The organism is Nocardia sp. NPDC004722, from assembly GCF_053601505.1.
Map to the genome: position 1 here is coordinate 1 of NZ_JBSGBY010000935.1, position 2,204 is coordinate 2,204.

The following is a 2,204-nucleotide window of genomic DNA, read 5'->3' on the forward strand; positions in this document are numbered from 1 at the left end:
CCGATTCCAACCTGATAGGGAATGGGCAGGCGCTCGACATCATAGAGAACTCCGGCGACGGTACTCAGAGCAGTGTGCGTCAGTTCATGGGAAACGTTCAGCTGAAGAGCTATGTAACCCAGTACTGGAACGATCAGTCAATCGGTCATTTGGATGATCTGTTCAGAAACAATGACGCTCTGAACAGCTTTCTCAATGGAGGGTCGGAGGTGCCCAAAAATTGATCGGGTCAAGGTCTCGGCGGGCTGTTTGCATCACCTCCTCCGTGCTTGGCGGGCTACTTGTGCTCACCGGGTGCGGGAACGGCGAATCGAATACTGGCCATGGTTCGACTGCAGTTTTGCCGTCGGAGGTCCCCGGCGCCTTCGATCCGTGCCGCGATATCCCCGATTCGGTGCTTCTGTCGTTGCACATCGACCCCGGTTCGAGGCGTTCTATTCCCGATCAGGTAAACGGTGGCGGCTACGATGACCAGGTCGAGAGGGTCAGAGGGTGTGAGTTCGCGATCAATGGCAGCGCTATCGGAGGGGGACCGACTCAGATCTCGATCGAAGCGACGAATATTACGATCGATTACTTCCGGAAGTCCAGAAGCAAAGACGAAGCTACCCAGGAAATTTCTGCCGATGGTCGAACCTCCATCGTTGCGGGCCCCTTTTTGGGCGGTCAATGCCACGGGCTCGTCGGCATCGTAGGCGGAGGGATCCTGCTCAGCACGGTCGACCGTGACGCGAAGTCCTGCGATACGGTCGCCAAAGCCGTTCAGGCGATTGCCCCGCTGCTGCCGAAAGGTTCCTGAATTCCTTCGCTCCGGATAAAGCCCTGTGGAGTTTCTACGCCACCAGTCCTATGGGGCGACGAGCGGCTGTGCGGTGTCTGTGGACGAGTCCGGAATGTCGAAGTGGGACTTGCAGCGGCCGCCGCCGGTCGCGACGGTGCAGGGTGTGCCTTTGCGGTTGATCGCGCCGCATTGCAGGGCAGGGTCGTGGACGTGGCAGAGGCCGGAATCGCCAGCTGACACCGAGCATGGTTTGCCCGTTTTGGTCACTGCTCCACAGGGTTTCGCGGGAGCGGCGGATTTGGCGGAGATAGTCGATGGTTGGCGGGGAGTTCGCGGAGCACGTTCACCGGGCTGTTTCGCTGAACCGCCGCCTTCTTCGACCATGCCTCGCACCGCGAGCCGGTCGGCGCGCTCATTTTCCGGATGACCGGCATGGCCCTTCACCCACTCCCATTCGACCTGATGCTCGGAACACAAGGCGTGCAGCTGTTTCCACAGGTCCTCGTTCTTGACCGGCTCCTTGTTCTGCGTGAGCCAGCCGTTGGCCTGCCACTTCTTCACCCACGACGTGATGCCGTTTCGGACGTAGGTGCTGTCGGTGAAGATCCGCACCTGCGAGCTTCGCTTGAGGCAGCTGAGGGCTTGGATCGGCGCGGTCAGTTCCATCCGGTTGTTGGTTGTGGGGCCGCGATCGCCGCCGAAGATCTCTCGTTCGTGGTCGCCGTGGCGCAGGATTGCGCCCCACCCGCCGGGGCCCGGGTTCGGGCTGCACGCGCCGTCGGTGTAGATCTGGACTTCCATACCGCCTCTGCCTCTCTCCCGATCCTGGTTCGCACCATTAGATCTCACTCGGGGATTCGCGATCGCGGAAGGTGAATTGGGGTGGGGGTGTGGAGCGGGAGAAGTAGGCGTAGCAGAGGTCGGTGCCACCGGGGCGGGAGAGGACGCCGTAGCGGCGGGGGTCGCCGGCGAACCAGATTTCCTGGGTTTGGTGGTTGACGAGTTTGCCTAGGTGGTGGGGCCAGGTGCTGAGCAGGAGCGTGCCGACGGGTTTGGTATCGGGGCTCAGGAGAGTCACCCATTCGTTGCGGGCGGTGCGGATATAGGTGATCGGCCAGATGGTCCACGGGTTCCGGCGGAGTGATGCCGATTTGCGGAGGTGGATGCGGACCGCCACGATGCCGAACACCGTGCCGAGAATTCCGACGACGCCGAGGAACGTGGTGGCGAAGGAGAGCAGTCTGCCGGGATTCGTGGACAGGTTGATGAGGTACACGGTGAGCACCAGGGATCCGAGTCCGATGATCAGCAGCAGCCCACTGCGTAAGGCACTGGCCCGCAGGTTCTTTCGAGCTGAGGAGATCTTGATCGCGGGAGCTTGATCCGGTGCAGGGTCGGCTATCGCGTTCCACAGGCGAGCTCG

At 61.5% G+C, this 2,204-nt stretch carries 3 protein-coding genes and 1 pseudogene; 2 read left to right on the forward strand and 2 right to left on the reverse strand.

What is annotated here, in order from left to right; all coding sequences use genetic code 11:
* Both ACWELQ_RS44260 and ACWELQ_RS44265 read left to right on the forward strand, forming a co-directional pair.
* The coding region (locus ACWELQ_RS44260; protein WP_452402941.1) for a hypothetical protein at positions 1-224 on the forward strand (224 nt) is incomplete at its 5' end.
* 59 nt (positions 225-283) lie between these two features.
* A complete protein-coding gene (locus tag ACWELQ_RS44265; RefSeq protein WP_452402943.1) occupies positions 284-799 on the forward strand; it encodes a DUF3558 family protein in 516 nt (171 codons plus the stop codon).
* A 327-nt stretch (positions 800-1,126) separates the two neighbouring features.
* Here ACWELQ_RS44265 and rnhA read toward each other — a convergent pair.
* Both rnhA and ACWELQ_RS44275 read right to left on the reverse strand, forming a co-directional pair.
* Positions 1,127-1,582, reverse strand: a pseudogene (gene rnhA / locus ACWELQ_RS44270) (ribonuclease HI); the annotation flags it as partial.
* Between the two features lie 37 nt (positions 1,583-1,619).
* A partial coding sequence (locus ACWELQ_RS44275) for a hypothetical protein (RefSeq protein WP_452402942.1) occupies positions 1,620-2,204 on the reverse strand: 585 nt, incomplete at its 5' end.